Origin of the sequence: Neisseria sp. HMSC067G12 (assembly GCF_001812725.1) — a bacterium.
In the GTDB taxonomy this organism is placed as follows: domain Bacteria; phylum Pseudomonadota; class Gammaproteobacteria; order Burkholderiales; family Neisseriaceae; genus Neisseria; species Neisseria perflava.
The window spans coordinates 52,708-69,746 of record NZ_KV810212.1 but is presented as its reverse complement, the minus strand read 5'-3'; the positions used below and the strand labels follow the sequence as shown (position 1 = coordinate 69,746).

Here is a 17,039-nt window from a genome sequence, read left to right as displayed (position 1 = left end):
TTAAATATATTGCACGGCAATGATGTCATATTCACGCACGCCGCCGGGTGCTTGAACTTCTGCAACGTCGCCTTCTTCTTTGCCGATCAGGGCTCGGGCAATGGGGGAGCCAACGTAGATTTTGTGTTCTTTGATGTCTGCTTCATCTTCACCGACGATTTGGTAGGTAACTTGTTCTTCGGTTTCCAAATCTTCCAGTGTCACAGTTGTGCCGAACACAATTTTGCCTTCTGCATGGATTTCGGCAGGGTTGATGATGTGCGCCATAGAGAGTTTGTGTTCCAACTCGGCAATGCGGCCTTCGATAAAGCCTTGACGCTCTTTGGCGGCTTCGTATTCTGCGTTTTCAGACAAGTCGCCGTGTGAACGTGCTTCGGCGATGGCTTCAATGACTTCTGGGCGTGCTACGCTTTTGAGGTGTTGAAGTTCTTGTTTCAACAATTCTGCACCACGGACGGTCAAAGGGATTTTTTGCATTGAGTTCTCCATGAAAGCATGATGATGCTTTTAAAATTTTATCCGGCCACGCGCGGTAGCCGGATTGGAAATAAAAATACAAGCCGCCAAAGCTTGGCGGCTTGATGAATAAATAAGTAATGCCTGTATTCTACCAAATTCTGCCGAAACCGCAATAATTAAAACGGATTTTCAGTAAAGTGTTGTTTTCTGTCTATTTTGTTTTTCAGACGGCCTGAAAACTAAATATTGAAGTATTTCAAAGCTGCATCGGAAAAACGGTTTCTTAAATGAATGTTTTTGATTAAAATGCCTGATACTAATTCGTAATAATTAGTCTGCTTTGACTATATAAAGAGAATATATGGAAACAAAACCAACTTCCCAAAATGAACAACAGGCTAACCGCCGTTATTTGACTGTTTGGCGATGGCATTTTTATGCCGGACTTTTGGTTGCGCCGTTTTTAACCCTGCTGGCTGTTACAGGGTTGGGAATGCTGCTATTTGCCAATATTACCGGTAAAGAAGGCGAGCGCATACATGTTACGCCTCAGGCAGTGGTTCAGCCTTTGTCGGCTCAGGCTGAAGCTGCCAGACAGTTTGTGAATCCGGAAACTTCCTCTGTGGTGCAGTATATTGCGCCGCGCACAGATGATATGGTTGCCGTATTCCGCGTGAACAATGACGATAAAGCCACTATGGTTGCCGTTGATCCCTATACGGCAAAAGTCGTGAACACGATGCCGCGCGGTCAAGGCTGGTATCACACGATGGATGAAATCCACGGCGATATTATGATTGGGGCGACAGGGGACTACCTGTTGGAAACCGCTGCGTCGCTAACCATCATCATGATTGTGACCGGTATTTATTTGTGGTGGGTAAAACAGCGTAGTCTGAAGGCTGTTTTTTTACCTAAAGCAGGCAAAGGTCGTTCTTGGTGGCGCAACCTGCACGGTGCATTTGGCTCTTGGGTTTCTTTGATTTTATTGCTGTTCTGTCTGTCGGGCGTTGCTTGGGCAGGTATTTGGGGTGGTAAAGTGGTTCAAGCGTGGAGTCAATTTCCTACGGGTAAATGGGGCGTGGAGCCTAATCCTGTATCTTCCGTATCAACCCATGGTGATGTGCTGAACGACGGTAAATCCAAAGAAGTGCCGTGGATTTTGGAGCTGACGCCTATGCCGGTTTCCGGTACGACAATGGGCGAAAACGGCATTAATCCGAGTGAGCCGATGACGTTGGAGACGGTTGACCGCTTTGCGCGCGAAATTGGCTTTAAAGGTCGCTATCAGCTTAATTTGCCTAAGGGTGAGACCGGTGTATGGACGCTGTCGCAAGACTCAATGAGCTACGATATGATTAGTCCGACTGCGGATCGTACGGTACACATTGATCAATACAGTGGCAAAATCCTGGCTGATATTCATTTCGATGATTACAACTGGTTTGGTAAATTCATGGCGGCAAGCATTGCTTTGCATATGGGTACGCTGGGCTGGTGGAGCGTATTGGCAAATGTCTTGTTCTGCCTGGCGATTATCTTTATCTGTGTCAGCGGTTGTGTAATGTGGTGGAAACGCCGCCCTTCGGAAGCGCGAGGTTTAGTTCCTCCTGCACAGAAAATTAAATTTCCGGTATGGTGGGCAATGGCTGTGCCACTTCTGATTTTGGCTGTGATTTTTCCAACGGCCATTGCTGCAATCGCTGTTATTTGGATTTTGGATACACTGTTGTTGTCGCGTATCCCAGCATTGGCAAGATGGTTTAAATAACCGTCTGATGTGATTAAAGGCCGTCTGCATCTTTTGTTTCAGACGGCCTTTGTTATAAAGGTTAAAAGAAGCAGGGGGAGTTATAATTCTGTTTAAGTTTATGCGTGAGATGGGAATTGTGATTGGCTTACAGGATTGTGTAAGAAAGACAAGGCGTTCTTGTATAAAAACAAAAAACCCACTTCATTGAAGTGGGTTTTTGATGAAGGCTTTAACCTTTGCGAGCAGGCAATTTTTCTTTAATGCGAGCTGCTTTACCGGTCAGGCCGCGCAAGTAGTACAGTTTGGCGCGACGTACGTCACCACGGCGTTTAACTTCGATTTTTTCTACGGTAGGAGAGTACAGTTGGAAAGTACGTTCTACACCTTCGCCGCTAGAGATTTTGCGAACGATGAAGTTGCTGTTCAGGCCACGGTTGCGGCGAGCGATAACAACACCTTCGTATGCTTGCAGACGGCTGCGAGAACCCTCAACTACGCGTACAGATACGACAACGGTGTCGCCTGGAGCGAATTCAGGGATTTCTTTGTTCAAGCGAGCGATTTCTTCTTGCTCTAATTGTTGAATCAAGTTCATTTGTTTTTCCTAAGTTATGATTGGATTTCCTGTTGCTCTTGCAAGATTTCTTTTAAGAGGCGGGATTCCTTTGGGATTAAACTGCGCTTTTCCAATAAATCGGGTCGGCGCTCTAAAGTGCGTCGCAGTGATTGTTTCAATCGCCACTCGGCAATCAAGCCATGATTCCCTGAGCGTAAGACATCAGGAACTGTCATGCCTTGGAATTCTACGGGTTTGGTGTAATGAGGACAGTCTAAAAGGCCGTCTGAAAACGAGTCTTGTTCGGCTGACTGTATATCGCCCAATACGCCCGGAACCAATCTTAAGACAGCATCCATCAACATCATGGCGGGTAATTCGCCACCTGAGACGACAAAGTCGCCAATGCTGATTTCTTCGTCCACACTGCTTTGCAATAGTCTTTCATCTATGCCTTCATAGCGTCCGCATAGAAGAATAAGATGGGGCAGTTCGGCAAGATCTGCGGCCTTTTTATGTGTCAGCGACTGACCTTGCGGACTGAGATAAATTACTTTGGCAGGTTTTTGCGAGTTTGCTTTGGCTTCTTCAATTGCTGCTTGAAGCGGCGGCGCCATCATAATCATTCCCGGACCACCTCCGAAGGGGCGATCATCGATATAGCCAAGTTTGTTGTCGGCAAATTTTCGGGGATTAACGGCTTGAAATTGCCAAAGGTTTTGTTTTCTTGCCCTGCCTGTAACACCATATTCGACAATGCTGTCGAACATCTCTGGAAAAATGGTGATGGCTTGAATCAGCATCAGTAATCCAAACCCCAGTCGGCGATAATAGTTTTGCTGTCGGTATCGACAGATTCGATATAGTTGGAGACGAAGGGAATCAGGATTTGTCCGTGTTTGCCTTTAATCATCAAAACATCATTCGCGCCGGTTTCCATCAGGTTACTGACTTTGCCGAGGACAATGTTTTCTTTATTGATGACGGTCATGCCGACTAAATCTGCCCAGTAGTATTCGTCTTCTTCAGTAGGGGCGAATGACTCTCTGGGAATTTCGATGGTATAGCCGCGCAAGGCAAATGCTTGATCGCGATCGTCTATACCTTCAAATTTGACCTGAAGTTCGCCATTGACAATTTTACCTGCCTCAAGCACAACATTCAGGGTTTTGCCATCCTTGCACAACTGCCACTCTGGGTAGTCCAGCAGACTGTCGGTATATTCGGTATTGGCGGCAATTTTAAGCCAGCCTTTAATGCCGAACACACCTTTGATGTAGCCCATGGCTACCCGTGTTTGAGTGTCTGTCATGGTCGTTTCAGCTGATTAAGCAGCGATTTTTTGCTCTTTAATCAGTTTGGCAACTGCGTCGCTAACTTTCGCACCTTGAGCAACCCAGTGGTTGATGCGGTCTGCGTCGAAACGTACACGTTCTTGTTTTTCGTTGGCAACGGGGTTGTAGAAACCTACGCGCTCGATGAAGCGGCCGTCACGACGGTTGCGAGAGTCAGTTACGACTACGTTGAAGAAAGGGCGGTGTTTTGAGCCGCCGCGAGCCAAACGGATAACTACCATTTTGAGTCCTTTTGAAAAATGCGGATATATAGAAACCGCTAATTTTAGGATATTTTACACGGGTTATGCAAGTTTTTATTTGTTTTTGTTGCTGTTTTGCCATTCGTTCAAATCGAGGCTTGCTTGATACAGGCCGCGGTCGGTTTCCGATGGAGTGACGGTAAATCCTGATTTTTCAGCGAGTTTGAGCATCGGTGTGTTTTCTTTGAGGATTTCCGCATTCATGATTTGATAACCTTGCTGTGTGGCAGTTTGGATAATGAGGCTTATCATTTTGCCGGCCAAGCCGGTTTTGCGTGTTTCAGGTGCTAAAGTAATGCCGAACTCGCACTCATTACGATTGATGCGGCTGTAACGGCTAACTGCGACGATACGACCGTCTGAAGCGAAGGCTACCCACGCGCATTCGGCATGGAAATCGAGACGGGTCAGCCGTGCGAGTGTCGGCGGCGGCAACTCGTTGGTATGGGTCATGAAGCGCGTATAGCGGTCGGCCGCGGGTAATTGGCGGACAAATTTTTGTTTGGCTTCGGCATCTTCAGGTTCTAGTGCGCGGATGTGCAGTGTGTTGCCGTCGGGCAGGGTAAAGGTATCGGTTTGGCTCGGATAGGGTGCGAGTACGTTTTGTATCTCGGGAGTTTCGGTTTTAGGGTGCAGTAGTTCGGACGCGGCTTCGCCGGTGTTGCGTAGAAACTCGGCTGCGACCGGATTTTTTTGTTGGAGGTAGGCGGCGGCACTTTGCATTTTAGCGGCGGCCTGTTCTAAGGTTTGGACGGCTTTTTTGGGGATTTTGGTTGTCGGCGTGGCTGGTTTTTCCACAATTTTGGGAATGATGGTGCTGCTGTATTGGCTGCCGTTGTAGTTGAGGATGATGTCGCCGATATGCTGGTTGTTGTGGATAAGCGTGTTTAGGGAATGCAGGAATTGATTGAGAACGGAAGTGTTGTCAAGTTCTGCAAACTGGCTTAAACGCTGGATATCGAGTGTGGTAAAAGGAGGTAATGCGGCTTCGGTTTTGCCGTTGTAATGGGCGGTAAGGATATTGCCGTAAATGGCATGGCGGTTGAATCGGAATTGGACGGCATTGTGTTTTTGGGTTTGGCACGGAGGCAGGTATAGGGCTTCCGCCATCAGTTCGGTTTGGCCGGAAGCAATGGCTTTATCGATACTTTTGCTTTTGGGTGTTTTTAGACGACCTGTTTTGGCTGGCGCAGGGGTATTTTGTACTTGTTGCAAATAGGCTGTTTGATTGCGGAAATAAAGTGTCAGCAAGGCTTCTTCCGGCGTGTTAAACCGAGTCAGGCCGTCTGAAAAACGATAGCTGACGAGAATGGGCTTGCTGGTTTTTTGTGCCAAATTATCCAGAGTTTGATGAATACTGTATGCGTCTGGCGTATCTGGCGAAATAATGCCAAGCAGGGCTTGAGTATGCGGATTTTGTAATTGTTCGAGCGCCAGACGGTGGATGCGTGCAGGCGTAGGGTTGCTGCCGATGCAGCCTTGTCGGACGGATGGTACATCGGTTGGGAGGTCGAGGGTCAATTCGCAGGCATTGGCGGTAGTGCGCAGCCATTCTATCGGCGTATCGGACAATATGGTGGGGTTGGTAATGACGGGAATGCCGGAAAGGTGGGCTTTTAGGGCTGCTTCCAGTTCGGCGTTATTGAATACCGGTTGGAAATTGCAATGGCGGCTGAGGCTGCGCAGGATGGCTTTGTCTGTGTCGTCGGTGTAGTGTGTAGACAATAGGATAAGCGGAGTGTGGCGTGTAAAGTGGCGGATGGCACTGAACAGCTCGCGTTGGTTTTCGGCCGGATTGTAGTGGATCACGGCAACTTTAGTATGGCGGTTGTGGCCGAAGCGGTTGAGCCAGTCGGCCGATGTAGTAGGGCTTAGATCATAGTTGAGGCTGATGTGGCGCGATACGCCTTGATGCAGCGTGTTCAGCAGGTGGTTGATGTTGCGGCTGACGGTGCTGTGGCCGGTGAGTAATGCGATATGGCCGGCCGGATAGTCGGTTTGGGTGCTGATGTTGAGGTTGAGTGAGGGAAGTTGGATGCCTGCGCTGTTGCATACGGTGATGTTCAATTCATCGCCGTGATGTTTTTGAATGGTGGAACGGGCGTTTTTGCAGGATTCGGGCGGTAGGTTTTCCCAATCTTGAATCAGAATAATGTGGTGCAGGTCTTTTTTACGGCAGGCTTTGAACAGCGAGTCGTAATGGTCGGGCGGGATAACGGCAACAACCAAATCGGCTTGTCCCGGGATTTTGCTGAGGCTGGAGTAGGAGGGAATGCCTGCTACACTGCTGTGTCGAAGATTGACGGGGGTGATTTTGCCTTGATATGAGGAACCGAGCAGGTGGCTGAAAATGCGTTCGCCAAGGCTGTGCGGACGTTCGCTGGCGCCGACGAGGATGATGTGTTCAGGCATGAAGAAGTAGCCGGAGCCGGTTTGGACGGTTGCGCTCATGATGGTTCCTTATTTGTGTTTTTGGCCGTCTGAAAAGTTTCAGACGGCCTTATTTTTAGACTTCTTTTTTGTCTCCGGCTTTCTTTTTGGGAAGGATAAAACGCATCCTCAGGCCGTTGGGTTTGACATTTTCAGCAATGATTTTACCGCAGTGCTGTTCCATAATGTGCTGTGTCAATGCAAGCCCTAAACCTGTACCGGGCTTGTGCGCGCTGGAGTCGGCGCGATAAAAGGCAGTGAAGATATGCGGAAGCTGCATTTCATCGACACCCGGACCGTTGTCGGTCACATCGATAATCCAGTGTTTGCCGTCTTGTCCGATATGGGTTTGAATGGTGCTGCCTTCCGGACTGTAATTGATGGCATTACGGATAACGTTGTCAAAGGCGCGGTATAGATAGCCTTCGTTGGCGCTGACCACGGCATTTTCGGGGATTTTTGGGTCAATGCTCAGGGTAACGCTTTGGTTGTTTTGGTGGGCAATGCTTTGGTTGTCCTCAATCAAGTTGGTTAAGAACGGAACGAGTTTGAGGTTTTCTTTTTCCAAAGGAATATTGGAAGTTTCCAAGCGGGATAGGGTCAACAATTCGCCGACCAGAGTATCCATGCGCACCAATTCGCCTTCAAGGCGCTTGAGGTATTGCTCTTGCTTTTGCGGCTGAGATTGAATCAGGCCGACAATCGCCTGCATACGTGCCAGCGGCGAGCGCATTTCATGAGAAACGTGGTGGAGCAAATGACGCTCTTTGGCAACAAGTTTTTCCAGTTTCTCGGCCATTTTGTCGAACTGCACGGCAAGGTGGGACAATTCGTCGTCACGGTCGTCAACTTGCTGGGAAATGCGGGTTTCGAGTTCGCCGTTGGCTACCCTGTCCATACCGCCGCCAAGAATTTTAATGGGCTTGGTAATGTTGTTGGCAAGGATGTATGCCATCAAGAGGCCGACGATGATGATGAAAGACAGAATGATAAATTCGTGCCAAATCGGCGAGAGCGGCAGGCCGGGAATGAAGAGCGGGCTGGGCAGGCGTTGGGCTTGATGGTTGTCCCAGCCTTTAATGAAGAAGAGGTATTCTTCGCCGAAACGGTCGTATTCGATGTGGGCTAAATCGGATTCGGGATTGTTGATGGCAAAGATGCGGGCGCGTTCGATGGACAGGCTGTCGATGTTGCGGCCTAAAATATCTTTTTTATCGTCGCCGGTAATCACATAAACGGCATTGGAAACCGGATTGTTTTTCCATTCCGAAAGAATTTCACGCGCACCGCTGTCTCCGCGCGAGTTAAACGCGGAGATGATGCTGCTCATCAATGTGGTTTCGATGGTGCGGCGTTGGTTGAATTGGTTTTCGGCGAGGGTGTTTTGTACCAGCCAAAATGAAAAACTCGCCACAAAGATTGCGCAGACGATGACTGCGCAAAATGTGGCGAAGATGCGTTGAAACAGTTTCATTGATCTGTTTAATCTTTAGTTTTTAACAAACAGGTAGCCTAAGCCGCGTACAGTTTGAATCAGGGAGGCATCGCCCAATTTGTGGCGGATGCTGGAGATGTGTACGTCGATGCTGCGATCAAATTTAGCCAGTTTGCGGTCGAGTGCCTCGATAGACAGGGTCTCTTTGCTGACGACTTGTCCGGCGTGGCGCATCAAAACTTCGAGCAGGTTGAATTCGGTGCTGGTCAACTCAAGCGGAGTGTCTTTGATGCTGGCTTGGCGTTTGGCAGGGTAGAGGACAACGTCGCTGACAGAAATGCTGTTAGGCGCGTTGTTTTGTTCGTTGCTGTGTTGCGCACGGCGCAGGATGGCGTTGATGCGGGCCAAGAGTTCGCGCGGTGTGCATGGTTTCGGAACATAATCGTCCGCACCCATTTCCAGACCGATAATGCGGTCGATGTCGTCGCCTTTCGCGGTCAGCATAATGATGGGCACGGTGCTTTGGGTACGTACGTTTTTCAGTACGTCCAAACCGTTCATTTTAGGCATCATGGAGTCTAATACGACGACATCGTATTGTCCGGTCAGAATTTCTTGAACGCCGGCTTCGCCGTCGGGAACGCTATGAACGTTGAGGCCTTCGGCAGTCAGGTATTCGGTCAGCAATTCGGTCAAGAGGGCATCGTCATCTACGAGTAATACGCGACTCATGGAATTTCCTTTTCGTGATTGTATGCGCCGTGGCACTAAATAGGCGGTGCGGCGCTTAAAATAGAGTTGTATTCAATCTTAACATGCAATCTGCTTTTGTTGATAGCGTAATTTTCTGTGCTTTTGCGCTTTTTTGCATAGAAACTTGCTGCTCTTTACATTTTCAGACGGCCTGTAAGGACAAACTGACAATTAGGTGTGTTTTGTTCAGGGTTTGTCGCATGATTGGGCGGTTTGGTGTTTCGGTGCGTTGATGAAATCTTTGCAATCGGACAAAAGTTTGGGCAGTAAGGGGGCGAATGTCGGGTGGCTGCGTATTTTGTCGGCGTAGAAATACATCATATAAGGATAATAATATTGCATTGCCTGCATCCATTGCGCACCTTCTTCTTTTTTACCTTGTCGGTAGAGGTAAAGGCCAACTTGGTAGGCGCTGGAGTAGGGGCGGTAGGTCAGGGCTTTGAGTGCGGCCTCTTCTGCCCATGGGTGGATATAGGCATCGGTCGGATCTGCACGTTTGCTCAAGCTCAAATCGGCGTAATAGGCAAGCATGGGGCTTTCTTTGGAAAGTCGTTGCAAGCCGTCGATTTTGTTTTGAACCGTTTGCTGATCATCGGTTTTCCCTACACGGCTATATTGGGTCAGATTTTGATATTCCCAGCTGAGGTTTGCTATGCCGATTAAAATCGATAAAGCAGCTATACCGCTTGCCCATTGTCTGATTCGGGTGGATAAAGGGCCGTCTGAAACATCTTTCGGATAAGAGGGTGTCAACGACAGAATCAGGCTGAATACAGTGAGGAAGTAGATATACCAAAGAGGATATTCAAGCATGCTGTGGCAAAGGCTGACGGCGGCGGCAGTCAGTAAAAACAGCGAGGCCGGCGTTTGATTGCGGCCCAACAGTCGCCACACGGCTGCAAGCAGGGTTAAGGCTGCAAGTAAGGTGCCGGCAATGCCCATTTCGGACAATAACTGCATGACGATATTGTGCGAATGGGTAAACAGTACGCCGAGGATATTGTTGGGGAAGTATTGTTGTTGGGCATTGATCAGGAAGGTTTGTTGGGCAAAACTGTTCCAGCCATGGCCGAACCAAGGTGCGGATTGAAAGGCAATCCATGCCTTGCTCCATTCGATTTGGCGCATGGAACCTTCAAAACCGCTGGTGCCTGCGCGTTCGACAGCGGTTTCGTATTTGACGTTGCCAAACAAGTCCAACAGGCTGCCCATACCGAATTGGAAAGCGGCGGCCAGGATGGCGGTCAGGAGAAAAATGCACAGTGCGCGTTTGTGTTGGAAACGGGTACGCCAAAACCATAACGGTGTAATCAGGAATAGGGCGGCAATGTAGCCTAAGATGGTGCGTGAGTTGACAAGGCCGAGGGTTGCGGTCAAAGCCAATACAAACAGAAAACCTGCTGTATTGGACATTTTGCGTGCCGTCCATAAATAGGATGCCGCCAAAATGCCCCACATTAAATAATGTCCCAAATGGTTTCGTTGGCCGAGTTGGCCGTTTACGGTGCCGTTGCTTCGGGCAATGATGCCGTTCAACCACTCTACGTTGGACCAGCCTTTAAATTGCAGCCAAACGATGGCAGCCTGCATAGTTGCACCTATCAATAAAGACCAAGCGAAGATGCTGACGACGCGCTCCTGTCCGTAAGCTGCTACCCAGCCCCGCACCGACCATGCGCCCAGTGCCAAAATGACAAAGGTCCAGGCAGTAATATCGCTCATGCCGGGGTAGGTCGAATGCATGAGGCGTGCTTGGAGCAACCAAAATGCAGCCATGGCAAACAGGCCGATACTGAGTGTGGGAAGACGGATATTCAGCAGGCCTTTGTGTGCGCTAATCAATGTCAGTACCAATGAGCCGCTCAGTGAAATGGCTTCCAGATAAAAGCTGGGTAGTGGGCCGACTCGGTAGAGTGAAAGAAAAGGGACGGCGCAAATCCAAATAAAGCTGAGCCATAAAGGCCAAAAGGTTTTCACTGAAGATTCGGTCAGGCCGTCTGAAAGTGTGTGGTAGGTCATTTTGATGTGTGTTTTTGTTGTTTGATAAATGCAAGGCAGCCGAGGAAAAAGGCAATGCACAATAATACGGAAACGGCGGCGCAAATCCGGCTGGCGACGGCTGTGTCAGCCAGGCGCATACAGGCTTCGGCAAAGTAAATCAGAATTAGCATGGAGCTGTATTGGTAAGTGTAGATGCGTTTTTTCAAAATACCGGTCAACGGCAAGCACAAAGGCAGGGCTTTCAGTGCCAACCATGAGCCGCCTTCGCGCAATGGAGCGATCCACAATTCCCACGACAAGGAAAGCAGAATCAGCAGGATAAGGCTTATGGACGTTGCAAGATAAGGTAATGGGGAGCGTGTATTATTCACAAGATTGAGGGCGTAAGCCGTACTGGAAAACTTAAAATTATACCGCTAAAAAGGCGGGGTAAGCCAAGAATATTGCTTAAAGATGCTCAAGAAAGGATTTATTGTTTTTTCTTCAAATTAATGAAACTTTATCTTGTTTTATAGTCTTATTAATATATATATCTAATAAAGATTGTGCTACTATTATAAATACTTTATCTCAGGAGGATAGAAAACCATGAATCGCGTTGCTGAAGTTATCCGTGATGATATTAAAGTAATGACAGCCTATCAGGTTGCTGATTTGCCGGAAGGTTTTATTAAGTTGGACGCTATGGAGTGTCCGCATCATCCTTTCGCCGGATATGAATCTTTGTTGTCAGAATGGGCGGACTTGGCAAAGCAGGCACCGATTCATTTGTATCCCCATACTGCCAAGAGCGGGATTTATGAAGAATTGAGGGAAATTTTCGGTATTCCCGATAAAGCGGAAATCGCATTGGGCAACGGCTCAGACGAGCTTATCCAGTTTTTGACTATGCTGGTTGCCAAACCAAATGCGCGTGTATTGGGTATTGAGCCAAGTTTCGTTATGTATCGTCATAATGCCGCGCTTTATGGTATGGAATATGTCGGTATTCCCTTAAATCCGGATTTTTCTTTAAATCTTCCTGCCGTTTTGTCTGCGATTGAGCAACATCAGCCGTCATTAATTTTTATTGCCTATCCCAATAATCCTACCGGCGTGTGCTTTAAACGAGAAGAAGTAGAGGCGGTCATTCGTGCGGCAACCGGCATTGTGGTTGTCGATGAGGCATATGGCGCGTTTCATCATGACAGTTTCCTTCCGTGGGCGGGCGAAGTCGAAAACCTGGTCGTAATGCGCACCATCAGTAAAATCGGCTTTGCAGGCTTGCGGATGGGATATGCGGCGGCAAGTCCAAGCATTATGGGTGAACTGGCCAAAATCCTTCCGCCTTACAATATGAATCAATTAAGCTTGGCGGCGGCAAAATTCTCATTGAAACATCATCAAATCATTCAGCAAAACATTGATATATTAAAAAACGAGCGTTCGCGCGTGATGAATGAATTGTTGAAATTAAACCGTTTGGAAGTTTTTCCGAGCGAAGCCAACTTTATTACCGTTCGCGTTCCTGATGCGGACGGGCTGTTTGAAACATTGAAGCAATACCGCATACTGATTAAAAAACTGCATGGCAGCCATCCGCTTTTGGATCAGTGTGTCCGCATAACCATAGGCTCGGCAGCGCAAAATGATGCTGTCTTGGCCGTTATTAGAAACCTTTACCCCAATCTTTGATTCCAAGGAAACTACCATTATGAACAAAGCTCAACTGCATTTGACCAATTTTCTGTTACTGGTTGAAGAAGCCGGTTCATTGACCAAGCTTGCACGCGCGTGCGGTTATGAAAACTCCGCCTCTTTGTCTCAGATCAAACGCCGTTTGGAACAACAAGCAGGCGATGAGTCTGCACGCGGCATTCGTCCGAGCCTGGCTGCGAAGTTGGAATCCGGCATGCACAAACGCAAAGGCTGGCTGAACCGTGATCACAGCAAAGACCAAGAAAAAGCAGCAGCGGTTGAAGTGGCGCGTTTGGAAAAACAAACTGTCGAAGCAGTCGAAGCTGGTGTTTCAACCGAAGACCGTTTTGTTACCGTTACCCGCAATACCTGCGAAACCCAAATCACCGTCAGCCTCAACCTTGACGGTACCGGTAAATACCGCTTGGATACCGGCGTTCCTTTCCTTGAACACATGCTTGCCCAAGTGGCGCGCCATGGTTTGATTGACTTGGATATTACCTGTAAAGGCGATTTGCACATTGACGACCATCACACGGTTGAAGACATCGGTATCGTGGTGGGTCAGGCCTTGAAACAGGCGCTTGGCAATAAAGCCGGCATTACCCGTTACGGTCATGCCTATGTTCCGCTGGATGAAGCGTTGAGCCGCGTGGTCATCGATCTTTCCGGCCGTCCTGGTTTGGTGTATAACATCGACTTTACCCGCGCCCTGATTGGCCGTTTTGATGTTGATTTGTTTGAAGAATTTTTCCACGGCCTTGTGAATCACAGTATGATGACCTTGCACATCGATAATTTGAGCGGCCGTAATGCACATCATCAAGCCGAGACCGTTTTTAAAGCCTTCGGCCGCGCCTTGCGCATGGCGGTCGAATACGATCCGCGCATGATGGGTCAAACACCTTCTACCAAAGGCACGCTGAGTGAAGAATCTGTTCAAGAAGAAGCGGAAGCCGCGTCTGAAGAATAAGGCATCGTGTGAATGAATAAAGGCCGTCTGAAACCGATTGGGATTTCAGACGGCCTTTTATTATTTGTCTTGTATAGTGGCAATATTTTGTTTTAAACCATCTTTTGCTACAATCATTCTTATTATTATATTAATCATTAAATGTTTTCAGACGGCCTGAGGAGAAACAATGAAAGTAGCGATTGTCGATTATGGAATGGGAAACCTGCACTCAGTATTGAAATCTGTTCAGGCGGCGCAGGCCTTGTCCAATCAAAATGCTGAAATTTATCTGACTTCGCGGCCTGAAGAGGTGATGGCGGCGGATAAGGTTATCTTTCCGGGGCAGGGCGCCATGCCGGATTGTATGTCGGCGCTGAAGGCAAGCGGTTTGGGCGAGGCGGTTTCAGACGGCCTGAAAAACAAGCCGTTTTTTGGAATTTGCGTAGGTGCGCAATTATTGTTCGAACACAGCGAAGAAGGCGATACAGATGGTTTGGGTTGGTTTGAAGGACAAGTAAAACGGTTTTTGCCCAATCAAACCGATGCACAGGGAGGCCGTCTGAAAGTGCCGCATATGGGTTGGAATACAGTGCGCCAAACCCGTCCGCATCCTTTATTTCAAGACATTGGGCAGAACGAGTATTTCTATTTTGTCCATAGCTATTATTTTGCACCGAAAAATGAAGAGATTATTTTAGGTGTCAGTGAATATCCGAATGAATTTGCCTGCATTGTCGGTAAGGACAATGTATTTGCCACACAATTCCACACGGAAAAAAGCCATCAGGCAGGATTGCTGCTGCTGCGTAATTTTTTAAATTGGCAGATTTGAGGCTTTAACATAAATCTGCTAAAAATCGCTAATTTGTGTAAAATATACTGAAATTGAATAGAGGAGAAGAAAATGCTGTTGGTACCTGCCATTGATTTGAAAGAAGGACGCTGTGTTCGCTTAAAACAAGGTTTGATGGAGCAGGCGACGGTGTTTTCCGACTCGCCGGCAGAGATGGCGTTGCATTGGCGCAATCAAGGCGCACGCCGTTTGCATTTGGTTGATTTGAACGGCGCATTCGCAGGCGTTCCTCAAAATTTTCCGGCGATTAAAGAAATTTTGGCCGCCGTGGTTAAAGATATTCCGGTACAGCTTGGCGGCGGTATCCGTGATTTGGGCACCATCGAAAAGTATTTGGATTTGGGTCTGACCGATGTGATTATCGGTACGGCCGCGGTAAAAAATCCTGAATTTGTGCGCGAAGCATGTAAGGCCTTTCCGGGTCAGATTATCGTCGGCTTGGATGCCAAAGACGGTATGGTGGCGATAGACGGTTGGGCAACGGTAACGGAACACCATGTCGTCGATTTGGCCAAGCGTTTTGAAGACGATGGCGTCAACAGCATTATTTATACCGATATCGGTCGCGACGGTATGATGAGCGGCGTGAATATCGAAGCCACCGTCAAATTGGCTCAATCAGTGAATATCCCGATTATCGCTTCCGGCGGCTTGACGAATTTGGACGATATCCACGCATTGTGTGCCGTCGAAAAAGAGGGTGTGAGCGGTGCGATTACCGGCCGCGCAATTTATGAGGGAAGTATTGATTTCGCACAGGCACAAAAAATGGCCGATTCTTTGGCTTGACCTAAGTGCGTTTAATTATGCAGATTGGGGCTTTGCAAGGTGTAACAGCGCAGGAGTTGGCGTATAGCTGAAAATGCCTTCAAAAGCGGCATTTTGCAAAGTCCTTAGACTTAAAATCTGTCTGAAATAATTATAAAAAAACAACTCACTCAATATCTTATTTTATTAAGGGATTGGTATGCTTGAAGCGTTTGTTTTGGGTTTTTGGATTATCTGGTCATCCGACCGCGAAGTGTATCCGCTAAGCGAAAGTTTGTGGTTTACACTGATTGCAGTGATATTGCGGCAGCTGACGGCGTTTGATTTGCCGATTATCGATACCTATTGGATGATTTTCAACGGGATAATCTGGGCATTTGCCGGTTTAATTTTTTCCATTGTCGGCCGCATTGACAGCAATTTCATTATTTCCTGTGTTTTGGCGATGATAGCCGGCATTGGTTATTTTCAGCTGTTGCAACATTTGCCGGATTGGTTGAGCAAATTTTTGGCCTGACGGTTTCAGACGGCCTGATAACGGATAATAGGTATTGAGTATGGCATTGGCAAAACGAATTATTCCTTGTCTGGATGTAAAAGACGGTCGCGTGGTAAAAGGTGTCAACTTTTTGGGTCTGCGCGATGCAGGCAATCCGGTTGACGTTGCCAAACGCTACAACGATGAAGGCGCGGATGAGTTGACCTTTTTGGACATCACTGCCTCCAGCGACAATCGCGACACTATTTTGCACGTTATTGAGGCAGTCGCTTCACAAGTTTTTATTCCATTAACCGTCGGCGGCGGTGTCCGTACGGTTGCCGATATCCGTCGTCTGCTTAATGCCGGTGCCGATAAGACCAGCATCAATACGGCCGCTGTAACCAATCCTGATTTGGTAAACGAAGCGGCCGGTTTTTTTGGTTCGCAAGCGATTGTTGTTGCCGTGGATGCCAAAGCGGTTAACCCTGAAAACACCCGTTGGGAAATCTTTACCCACGGAGGACGTAATCCGACCGGTTTGGATGCGGTGGAATGGGCTGTCGAAATGCAGCGGCGCGGTGCAGGCGAGATTTTGCTGACCAGTATGGACCGAGACGGCACCAAGCAAGGTTTCAACCTGCCTTTGACACGCGCGGTCAGCGAAGCGGTCGATATTCCGGTCATTGCTTCTGGCGGCGTCGGTTCTGTTCAACACTTGGTGGACGGCATTAAGGACGGGAAGGCCGATGCGGTATTGGCCGCCAGTATTTTCCACTTTGGCGAAGCGAGCATCCGCGAAGCAAAACTGGCCATGCGTGAAGCAGGAATTGAAGTGCGTTTGTGATTACTATCCAAAGGCCGTCTGAAAATATGGGAAAAAAATGCGAATGTCGAACATAAACGAAACGCTGCTGAATGCCGTAAAATTTGATGAAAAAGGTTTGGTTTGCGCGATTGCCCAAGATTGGCAGACACACCGTGTGCTGATGGTTGCCTGGATGAACGCCGAAGCCCTGCAAAAAACCGTAGAAACCGGGTTTGCCCACTATTACAGCCGTTCCCGCCAAAAACAATGGATGAAGGGCGAAGAGTCAGGGCATACGCAAAAAGTACATGAATTGCGCCTGGATTGCGATGGCGACGCAGTGGTCATGTTGATTGAACAAAACGGCGGCATTGCCTGTCATACTGGGCGCGAAAGCTGTTTTTACAAAGTTTGGCAAGACGGCGCATGGCAGACAGTCGATGCCGTGTTGAAAGACGAAGAGGCGATTTACGGACATAAACATCCTTAAGGCCGTCTGAAAGAAAATAAGAGAAA

18 protein-coding genes are annotated in these 17,039 nt (G+C 48.2%); 8 read left to right on the top strand and 10 right to left on the bottom strand.

Features of this window, described 5'->3' with window-relative positions; translation table 11 throughout:
• Nucleotides 1–477, bottom strand: coding sequence for a transcription elongation factor GreA (gene greA, locus HMPREF2871_RS07855; RefSeq protein ID WP_039862094.1), 477 nt, complete (start codon nucleotides 475–477; stop codon nucleotides 1–3).
• 343 nt (nucleotides 478–820) lie between these two features.
• On the opposite strand from greA, the gene HMPREF2871_RS07850 reads away from it, so the two are divergent.
• The gene (locus HMPREF2871_RS07850) at nucleotides 821–2,230 is read left to right on the top strand and encodes a PepSY-associated TM helix domain-containing protein (protein WP_049336743.1); all 1,410 of its coding nucleotides are present in this window, start codon (nucleotides 821–823) and stop codon (nucleotides 2,228–2,230) included.
• Between the two features lie 211 nt (nucleotides 2,231–2,441).
• Here HMPREF2871_RS07850 and rplS read toward each other — a convergent pair whose 3' ends face one another.
• The 9 genes from rplS to HMPREF2871_RS07805 all read right to left on the bottom strand — a co-directional run bounded on the left by rplS (nucleotide 2,442) and on the right by HMPREF2871_RS07805 (nucleotide 11,355).
• On the bottom strand, nucleotides 2,442–2,807 hold the full coding sequence (gene rplS / locus HMPREF2871_RS07845; RefSeq protein WP_003679470.1) for a 50S ribosomal protein L19: 366 nt from the start codon (nucleotides 2,805–2,807) through the stop codon (nucleotides 2,442–2,444).
• A gap of 14 nt (nucleotides 2,808–2,821) precedes the next feature.
• Nucleotides 2,822–3,571: a tRNA (guanosine(37)-N1)-methyltransferase TrmD gene (trmD, locus tag HMPREF2871_RS07840; RefSeq protein ID WP_004519639.1), complete on the bottom strand. Its 750-nt coding sequence runs from the start codon at nucleotides 3,569–3,571 to the stop codon at nucleotides 2,822–2,824.
• Complete coding sequence (gene rimM / locus HMPREF2871_RS07835) at nucleotides 3,571–4,080, bottom strand: ribosome maturation factor RimM (RefSeq protein WP_004519640.1); 510 nt, start codon at nucleotides 4,078–4,080, stop codon at nucleotides 3,571–3,573. The genes trmD and rimM overlap by 1 nt, the downstream gene beginning before the upstream one ends.
• Before the next feature lie 15 nt (nucleotides 4,081–4,095).
• Entirely contained in the window at nucleotides 4,096–4,344 is a 249-nt protein-coding gene (gene rpsP, locus HMPREF2871_RS07830; RefSeq protein ID WP_003684452.1) for a 30S ribosomal protein S16, read from the bottom strand.
• A gap of 75 nt (nucleotides 4,345–4,419) precedes the next feature.
• On the bottom strand, nucleotides 4,420–6,816 hold the full coding sequence (locus tag HMPREF2871_RS07825; protein WP_004519641.1) for a bifunctional acetate--CoA ligase family protein/GNAT family N-acetyltransferase: 2,397 nt from the start codon (nucleotides 6,814–6,816) through the stop codon (nucleotides 4,420–4,422).
• Nucleotides 6,817–6,871: 55 nt separating this feature from the next.
• Nucleotides 6,872–8,269, bottom strand: coding sequence for a HAMP domain-containing sensor histidine kinase (locus HMPREF2871_RS07820; RefSeq protein ID WP_004519642.1), 1,398 nt, complete (start codon nucleotides 8,267–8,269; stop codon nucleotides 6,872–6,874).
• Nucleotides 8,270–8,284: 15 nt separating this feature from the next.
• On the bottom strand, nucleotides 8,285–8,962 hold the full coding sequence (gene misR, locus HMPREF2871_RS07815; RefSeq protein ID WP_003748666.1) for a two-component system response regulator MisR: 678 nt from the start codon (nucleotides 8,960–8,962) through the stop codon (nucleotides 8,285–8,287).
• Between the two features lie 207 nt (nucleotides 8,963–9,169).
• The gene (locus HMPREF2871_RS07810) at nucleotides 9,170–11,002 is read right to left on the bottom strand and encodes a PglL family O-oligosaccharyltransferase (protein WP_049344880.1); all 1,833 of its coding nucleotides are present in this window, start codon (nucleotides 11,000–11,002) and stop codon (nucleotides 9,170–9,172) included.
• Nucleotides 10,999–11,355 (bottom strand): DUF2069 domain-containing protein, encoded by a 357-nt coding sequence (locus tag HMPREF2871_RS07805; RefSeq protein ID WP_049336736.1) that lies wholly within the window; start codon nucleotides 11,353–11,355, stop codon nucleotides 10,999–11,001. The genes HMPREF2871_RS07810 and HMPREF2871_RS07805 overlap by 4 nt, the downstream gene beginning before the upstream one ends.
• 217 nt (nucleotides 11,356–11,572) lie before the next feature.
• Here HMPREF2871_RS07805 and hisC point away from each other — a divergent pair, with 217 nt between their 5' ends.
• The 7 genes from hisC (at nucleotide 11,573) to hisI (ending at nucleotide 17,013) form a co-directional block, all read left to right on the top strand.
• On the top strand, nucleotides 11,573–12,658 hold the full coding sequence (gene hisC, locus HMPREF2871_RS07800; protein WP_049336735.1) for a histidinol-phosphate transaminase: 1,086 nt from the start codon (nucleotides 11,573–11,575) through the stop codon (nucleotides 12,656–12,658).
• Between the two features lie 19 nt (nucleotides 12,659–12,677).
• On the top strand, nucleotides 12,678–13,634 hold the full coding sequence (hisB, locus tag HMPREF2871_RS07795; protein ID WP_049344879.1) for an imidazoleglycerol-phosphate dehydratase HisB: 957 nt from the start codon (nucleotides 12,678–12,680) through the stop codon (nucleotides 13,632–13,634).
• A 169-nt stretch (nucleotides 13,635–13,803) separates the two neighbouring features.
• Nucleotides 13,804–14,448, top strand: a complete 645-nt coding sequence (hisH, locus tag HMPREF2871_RS07790; RefSeq protein WP_049336732.1) for an imidazole glycerol phosphate synthase subunit HisH — start codon at nucleotides 13,804–13,806, stop codon at nucleotides 14,446–14,448.
• 72 nt (nucleotides 14,449–14,520) lie between these two features.
• Entirely contained in the window at nucleotides 14,521–15,258 is a 738-nt protein-coding gene (hisA, locus tag HMPREF2871_RS07785; protein WP_049336731.1) for a 1-(5-phosphoribosyl)-5-[(5-phosphoribosylamino)methylideneamino]imidazole-4-carboxamide isomerase, read from the top strand.
• Nucleotides 15,259–15,436: 178 nt separating this feature from the next.
• Nucleotides 15,437–15,754, top strand: a complete 318-nt coding sequence (locus HMPREF2871_RS07780; RefSeq protein ID WP_004519651.1) for a hypothetical protein — start codon at nucleotides 15,437–15,439, stop codon at nucleotides 15,752–15,754.
• 40 nt (nucleotides 15,755–15,794) lie between these two features.
• Entirely contained in the window at nucleotides 15,795–16,562 is a 768-nt protein-coding gene (gene hisF, locus HMPREF2871_RS07775) for an imidazole glycerol phosphate synthase subunit HisF (RefSeq protein WP_049336730.1), read from the top strand.
• 52 nt (nucleotides 16,563–16,614) lie between these two features.
• Nucleotides 16,615–17,013: a phosphoribosyl-AMP cyclohydrolase gene (gene hisI / locus HMPREF2871_RS07770; protein ID WP_100066640.1), complete on the top strand. Its 399-nt coding sequence runs from the start codon at nucleotides 16,615–16,617 to the stop codon at nucleotides 17,011–17,013.
• Nucleotides 17,014–17,039 lie beyond the last annotated feature (26 nt).